Raw genomic sequence first — 6,830 nt, 5'->3', positions numbered from 1 at the left:
AACACAACCCATTAGGCCTCCTTGAGGGACCCAGAGTCCCTCAAGGAGGCCTTCACGGACTGGGCACACAGACCGCGGCGTGATCGAAGGCGCGACTCGCGTGATCAGGGACGTAACTCGCGTGATCGGAAGCCGCACTCAGGGTGTTCCGCCGCTGATCACATGAGTGCGGCCGATCGGTCCAGGTGGTCGTGAGTGGCGTTTCGGGTTAGAACCCGAAACGCCACTCACGAGGCGGGCAGGAACTGGTCGTAGAAGGCCGTCTTGACCGCGACGACCGCCTCTTCGGTCTCCCGGAACCGCTCCCGCGCCTCGCTGGAGTCGATCAGCTGCACGAGCCGCAGCCCGAGCTGGTCGGAATGCGTCAGCGAGAGCGGGGACGCGGCGGCGAGCGGGCGCGACTTCGCGTCGTGCACGTGGTGCGGGTAGTAGAAGACGGATTTGTCGCCGAGCACCGGGCCGATCCGGCGCCAGAGTTCGCCGTACTCGACCGAGACCAGCACCTCGCCCCAGAACCGCAGGATGGTCAGCAGTTCGACGTCGGCGTGCTTCGAATCGCCCGCCGAGGAGATCAGCTCCATGGTGGTGTCGAGGCAGGCCGCCGTGGCCAGGGACTTCCGCGACCGCACGAGCACTTCGCGCGGGACGCCCAGGGCGAGGATGTCCGTCATCAGATCCTCGCGGTGCGAAGGTGTGCTGCCGGGCGAGGTGTTGTCCGGGTACTCCTCGCGGACGATGACGCGGGCGATCCGTTTGGACTGCTCGTCGGTGAGCAGGTCGATCGCCAGGTCGTAGGCCATGGTGAACGCCAGCGACAGGAACCGGCGCTGCAGCAGGACCGCTTGCAGCTCCTCCCCCGGGAGGTCGGTGACGCCCCGCAGCGCCGGATGGTTCCGGAACCGCTCGATCAAACCGTCTTCGAACTCGTCGAGCTCGCGCATCAGTACACCTCTTGCTCAGAAACGGATCATGTCGATGCTTCGGTTCCAGTCGGCGAGATCGACGTCGCGGCCGATGTCCCACAACGTGTCGAGCTCGCGCTGGATCTGTTCGCCGAGCACGGTGTCGTGCGTGCCCTCGATCTGGAACTGCGGCGAATTGACCGCCAGCTGGCCGTGCAGGAACATGCTGACCAGGTAGCGTCCGTCGGCCCGGTACACCGAAACCGAGGCCTGCGAGTTGAAGACCCGCACCTTCAGGTTTCCCTGACGCTTCGCCAGCCGCCGGTGCAGCCGGGAGAGTATCTCCAGGCACTCCGCGATCCCCGTGCTCACGAAGGGGTTGCCCGCGCCGTCGCTCCGGCCCAGCGCCGCCTCCCGCAGCCCCACCAGCATCGAGTTCGGGTGCAGCAGCATGATCCGCACCTCGGCGCGCCGCTCGACGATCGCGGCTTCGAGTTCCTTTTCCAGGCGCTGCAGGTTGGGGATCCAGGTGTTCAGGATCGTCACTTGTTTGGCCTTCGCGACGTGTGCCGCGAACTCGTCGTCCGGAAAGCGTTTGTGCACTTCGACCACGCCGCCGTAGCGCGAACGGCGGAGGCTCGTGGCGATGGTGTCGATGTCGAGACCGGCGAGCCGGTCGCGGATGTCTTCCAGTGCGCGCAACGGGGTCAGTTCGACGAGCAGCACCACGACCACCCCGCTGACCATGATCAGGGTCAGGGTGGTGACGCCTTTCGGCGCGACTTTGTCGAGCAGGCCGAGCTGTTCCGCGATTCCGACGGCGAAGCCGGCCACCGCCAACCCGCCGAGACTGAGCAATTCGAGCCAGCGACGCATTCTGCGGAGCATTCACCCTCCGGGATCCGGCAGTTCGGCCCTCATGTTCTCACGATCGGAGAGCCCTTTGTGATCGGGGTCACCTCCACGGAATTCACGAAAAGAATCGAATCCGGCGCGGGAATCCGCAGTGCGAAGGGCGCAGATCACAAGGCGGACGTGAAACGCGCGGGCCTCGACAGACGACTTACCGGATACGCAAGTACGGAAAGTTGTGGTCGATGAGCGCTGATCGCGTTGTCCAGCTGCGCTGGGAGCACCGCCACGTGGCCGACGACGGCGGCCGCGCGGCCTTGTCCTACCCCGGGATCTCGGTCGTCCGGCGGACCGAGGGTGAAATCGTCGACCGCACTTGGATACCGGTCGGTGAAGAACCCACCTTCGCCGACGACGAGGCGTTGATCACCGCCCTGCACGCCGCCTGGCGCTGGTCCAGGCCCGCCGCTTGATCCGTTATTCGTCGCCCGATTTGTACCGGCGCTGGAGTTCTTCGTCCTGTTCACGCGGCGACTTTTCCGACCAGCGACCGTGGACGAGGTCGTTCTCCGTGTAATCGGCGCGCCGTGAGGCCCAGCCCGGCAACATGATCTTGCGTGTCCCGCCCCGCCCGCGATCGCGTACATCGGTGATCACGGCGATGCCGATCACCAACAGGAGTATCCCGAGCACTATCCAGATCACGGCCATGGTCCGCTCCCCCGCAGATATGTCGTTTCCGCCAGATTAGCGGTACGAGGGGTTTCGCCATACGGGATTTCCGCCGCCTTTCCTTGCTCCATTCGGGCTAGCCCGGTGGGCGTACACGGTTTCAGTCCCCGCGGCGAAGTGACGACGGCGCCGCGGCCATAAGGTGGCGACGTGCTCGGTGAAAGGCTCGACTCCTGGCTGCGCGGACACCAGTCGCTCGTCGACGTCCTGATCGCACTGCTCCTCGCGGGATGCTGTGTCCTTTTCGGACTCTTCGTCCGGGCGGAGGCCGCGTATTTCCTGTTCTCCCTGCTTCTCGCGCTTCCACTCGCCTTGCGACGCCGCAATGCCGTGGTGTGCGCGACAGTGGTGCTGGGAGTCGCGAGCATCCAGTGGCTCACGATCCGGGACGGCGTCGGTGCCTTGCCCGCCGATCTCGCCGTGCCGCCGGCGGTGCACGCCGCGGCGGCCTACGGACCGCGGCGAGCCGGTGGCGCCGCGCTGGCGGCAGGGCTCCTCGGCGCGGTGCTCGGCGGGCTGAGCTGGCCGATGCTGCCGTCGTCCGCGGCCGCGCATCTGCTCGTCGGCGCCTTCCTGGCCAGCACCGTGATGGCCGCTTGGGCGACCGGGACGTTGCGCCGGGTCCGGCTGTCCCACAGCCGTCAGCAGGCGAGGCTCGCGGTCCTCGCGGAGCGGGAACGGATCGCGCGCGAGATGCACGACATCGTCGCCCATTCGCTCGCGGTCGTGATCGCGCAGGCCGACGGTGGCCGGTACGCGGCCACGCCGGAGGCCGGACGGTCGGCCCTGGTCACGATCGGCGACTGCGCCCGGAAGGCGCTGGGCGATCTCCGGCGGATGATCGGTGTCCTGCGGGACGGACCGGCGTGACCGCCCCGCCGGTCCGTGTCCTGCTGGTCGACGACCAGGCCCTGGTCCGGGCAGGCTTCCGGCTGGTCATCGAGTCCCAGGCCGATCTGACCGTCGTCGGTGAGGCGGGTGACGGTCTCGCCGCGGTCGACCACACCCGGCGCCTGAATCCCGATCTGGTCCTGATGGACGTCCGGATGCCGGTTCTCGACGGTATCGAGGCCACTCGACGGGTGCTCGCCCTGCCTGACGCGCCCAAGGTCCTCATGCTCACGACGTACGACCTCGACGAGCACGCGCTGGCCGCGATCCGGGCCGGGGCGAGCGGTTTCCTGCTCAAGGACGCCACCCCCGAGGAACTGCTGGCCGGCATCCGGACGGTGCACGACGGCGACTCGGTGATCGCCCCCTCCACCACCCGCAGGCTGCTGGACCGGCTGGCGCCCCCGCTCGATCCCAGCGCGGCCAGGTCGGCGGCGACGCTGACCGGACGTGAGCGGGAGGTGCTGGCCGCGATGGCCCGCGGCTGGTCCAACGCCGAGATCGCCGAGCGGCTGGTGGTCGCGCCTGGAACGGTGAAGACCCACGTCGGCAACATCCTGGCCAAGCTGCGGGTGCGGGATCGGGTGCAGGCGGTGGTCCTCGCCTACGAAGCGGGCGTGGTCCGGCCCGGCGAGCGGTGACGGGCACAGGTGACGTCGGCCCGGGGCAGGGCTCCGCCGAGCAGATACGACTCGACGATGTCGGTGACGCAGGACGTCGGGTCGAAGAGATAGACCCCGTGCCGGAAGGCGCCGTCCAGCGTGACCATCCTCGATCCGGTCAGGACGCGGCGCAGCGCCAGTTGCCCGGCATACGGCGTGACCGGATCCCCTGAGGCGCCCACGAGCAGGGCGGGCCGGTCGTCCCCGACCGGGACAGGTGGCTCCGCAGGCGGGACGGGCCAGAACGCGCAAGGCGTGATGTGCCGGGCCAGCGGACCGAACAGGGGCTCGGCGGCCCGGTGCGCCAGGATGTCCCGGTAGTAGCTTTCGGGATCCCGCCAGGCGGCGCGGTCCGCGCACTGGTTGGCGACGGTGGCGCTGAACCCGAAGGACGGCTCGACGGCCGGATCCGTGTACAGGGAGAGTTTCCACTCCTGCGTGGGTGTCGGTGTCACGGTGAGACCGCGAGCGGCGTCACGCAGCACGGCGACCTGGGCACTGAACTCCGCGTAGAACGCGTCGCTGTCGTCGACGGTGAGCAGCAGGCCGGGGATCATCGCGGCGTCGATCCGGTGCTCGCCGACGCGCAAGGGCTCGCGGGCGGCGGCGCGGGCGATCCGGTCCACCGTGGCCAGTACCTCTTCCGCGGTGGCGCCGAGATGATGGTGTGCGTCGCGGCGGGCGGCCCACCGCGCCCAGTCGCTCAGGGCCGCGGCGTCCGCCACTGCGGTCTCCCTGGTGAGCGCGGGACCGGCGGCCCCGGGCGCGGCGGCGCTGTCGAACACCATCCGCTCGATCCGCCGAGGAAAGAGCCGTCGGTAGACCGAGCCGAGATGACTGCCGAAAGACCAGCCCAGGTAGGAGATCTTCGATTCCCCGAGGGCGGCTCGCACGAGGTCCAGATCCCGCGCCATGTCGCGGGTGGAGGCGTGTGCGAGAAGATCGCCCCGGTCCGCGCAGCTTCGCGCGAGCTCCCGCGCGACCAGCACGCTGCGGTCGAAGGAGGCCCGATCCGGACTCGCCAGCTGAGCGCTCTGCAGGTATCGCCCGGTGGGCCAGCCGCATTCCAGCGGCGAGCTGAGCCCGAAGAATCTCGGGTCGATCCCGACGAGGTCGTATCGCGCCGCGAGCGATACCGAACCGGACGGGACCTCCGGGGGCAGCCCATGGACCAGCAGTGCCACGCCGTCGCGGGACGGGCCGGGTCCGCCGGTGTTGACCACCAGGGTGCCCAGACGGCGCGCGGGGTCGCTCGCGGGACGGCGCGCGACGGCCACCGAAAGGGTTCTGCCGCCCGGGTCGGCGTGGTCCAGCGGCACGACGACCTCACCGCAGGTCGCCCCGGCGGCGGCGAGCCGTCGTCCCGTCTCGTCTTCCGGCCCGGTCCGGCAGTCGTGCCAGTCGATCCGCGGCGCCGGGGTCGCCGAGGCCGGTGGCCCGCCGCCCGCCAGCAGCAGGATCGCCAGGCCAGCGGCGAGTACTTTTCGTCGTTTGGTCATACCTGGACGCTAAGCGCGCGAACTCGCGGAAACCTCTGCTCTCAGGCCGAAATCCGCTCCTCGCGACTACTCCCGGAGGCATAGGGTGCCCGGCGGAACGGGGCGGCAAGGGTCGGCAGGAGATGGCGGCGGTTGCGGATCAGGGCGGCGAGCGCGACGAGCGCGTAGACCCCGCACAGGACGTAGCGCGCGGTTTGGCCGGGCAGCACGAACTGCACCGCGAACAGGCCGAGCAGCGTCCAGGCGGCCCAGCGCGGGAAACGCAACGCGAGCAGAGCGGCGACTCCCAGCAAGGTCTGGGTCGCGGTGAGGAGGAATTCCTCGATCTGACGGCCGTCCAACCGCAGTGCGGATCCCCCGCCGCCGAGGACATAGGCGATCGGCAGACTGCCGACGAGCAGTGTCCATTGGTTGACCTTGCTGGAAAGCAGGGTGCCGAGCGCCGCGTCACCCTTGCCTCGCAGCGCGAAGAGGATCGCCACGATGAACTCCGGCGCCTCCGACGCCAGCGGCGCGAGCCATTGCACGAGCAGGAACCGGTCGACGCCCAGTTCCGTCCCGACGGCGATCAGGTTGTGCGCGAACGGTTCCGCGCTCGCGAGGATCACCACGGCCGCGAACACGAACAGCGCGGCCACGAGGGTCCGGCGGGACCGCCGGGGCAGCGCGCCCAAGGTGGCGGCCGGACCGACCAGTTCGGGTTCGCCCGGTTCGGCGCGGGAGACCTTCCAAAGGTAGAACACGAAGAAGCCGAGCAACGCGAAGCCGAGGACCAGCGAGATCTGCCCGGTTCCGGGGATGACGAACGCGACGATCGAGGCGATCGCGAGGAAGCCGAGCTCGATCCGGTAGGGCGCGTCGAGGATCAGCTCGCGGACGGTGGCGCCACGGCGTTTCTTCGCGACGGCGAGCGCGACCAGCACGACGGTGGACCACCCGAGGCCGAGCAACAGCCGGTTGGAGCCGGTCATGTTCGCCGCGGCGTAGGCGATGTACTCGGGATTCGAGCCCGCCGTGTAGGCGAAGTACAGGTCCACCGCGTACTCGGGAAGGACCGCGATGACGGCCAGCACGGCGATCGCGAGGCCGCCGGAGATGTCCACCTGCGCGGCTTCGGCCGCCCAGGCGAGCAGGAACGAGGCCGCCACGACGGCGAGGCCGAACAGCAGCAGCCCGGCAGGCGCGCCCGGATCGGTGCCGGTGAAGCGCAGGAGAAGAGCGGGCACGGTGAGCGCGGCACACAGGCCGACGGGCTTGAGTCGGTTGACGATCACCGACCGAGCTTCGCGGCC

General features: G+C 69.3%; 8 protein-coding genes. 3 read left to right on the top strand and 5 right to left on the bottom strand.

Features of this window, described 5'->3' with window-relative positions; all coding sequences use genetic code 11:
• Positions 1-227: 227 nt before the first annotated feature.
• Positions 228-941 (bottom strand): hypothetical protein, encoded by a 714-nt coding sequence (locus AMK34_RS39645; protein ID WP_073848958.1) that lies wholly within the window; start codon positions 939-941, stop codon positions 228-230.
• Positions 942-956: 15 nt separating this feature from the next.
• Positions 957-1,790: a hypothetical protein gene (locus AMK34_RS39640; protein ID WP_241832965.1), complete on the bottom strand. Its 834-nt coding sequence runs from the start codon at positions 1,788-1,790 to the stop codon at positions 957-959.
• A 209-nt stretch (positions 1,791-1,999) separates the two neighbouring features.
• Here AMK34_RS39640 and AMK34_RS39635 point away from each other — a divergent pair, with 209 nt between their 5' ends.
• Complete coding sequence (locus tag AMK34_RS39635; RefSeq protein ID WP_051972438.1) at positions 2,000-2,227, top strand: hypothetical protein; 228 nt, start codon at positions 2,000-2,002, stop codon at positions 2,225-2,227.
• Between the two features lie 4 nt (positions 2,228-2,231).
• On the opposite strand, the gene AMK34_RS39630 is transcribed toward AMK34_RS39635, so the two are convergent.
• Positions 2,232-2,465, bottom strand: coding sequence for a hypothetical protein (locus tag AMK34_RS39630; RefSeq protein ID WP_038511193.1), 234 nt, complete (start codon positions 2,463-2,465; stop codon positions 2,232-2,234).
• 171 nt (positions 2,466-2,636) lie between these two features.
• Between AMK34_RS39630 and AMK34_RS39625 the strand changes: the two genes are divergently transcribed.
• Positions 2,637-3,356, top strand: a complete 720-nt coding sequence (locus AMK34_RS39625; RefSeq protein WP_073848956.1) for a sensor histidine kinase — start codon at positions 2,637-2,639, stop codon at positions 3,354-3,356.
• Positions 3,353-4,018: a response regulator gene (locus AMK34_RS39620; protein WP_073848955.1), complete on the top strand. Its 666-nt coding sequence runs from the start codon at positions 3,353-3,355 to the stop codon at positions 4,016-4,018. Before AMK34_RS39625 ends, AMK34_RS39620 begins: the two co-directional genes overlap by 4 nt.
• Here the strand turns inward: AMK34_RS39620 and AMK34_RS39615 are convergent.
• The gene (locus AMK34_RS39615; RefSeq protein ID WP_073848954.1) at positions 3,982-5,538 is read right to left on the bottom strand and encodes an alpha/beta fold hydrolase; all 1,557 of its coding nucleotides are present in this window, start codon (positions 5,536-5,538) and stop codon (positions 3,982-3,984) included. The genes AMK34_RS39620 and AMK34_RS39615 overlap by 37 nt on opposite strands.
• A 41-nt stretch (positions 5,539-5,579) precedes the next feature.
• Positions 5,580-6,812 carry a sodium:proton exchanger gene (locus tag AMK34_RS39610; protein WP_038511181.1) on the bottom strand — a complete coding sequence of 411 codons (1,233 nt, stop codon included), beginning with the start codon at positions 6,810-6,812 and terminating at the stop codon, positions 5,580-5,582.
• Between the last annotated feature and the right edge of the window lie 18 nt (positions 6,813-6,830).

It is taken from the genome of Amycolatopsis sp. CB00013 (genome assembly GCF_001905755.1).
GTDB lineage: Bacteria > Actinomycetota > Actinomycetes > Mycobacteriales > Pseudonocardiaceae > Amycolatopsis > Amycolatopsis japonica.
Note: the sequence above shows the minus strand (reverse complement) of the source record. Positions and strands in the feature narration are given on the sequence as shown.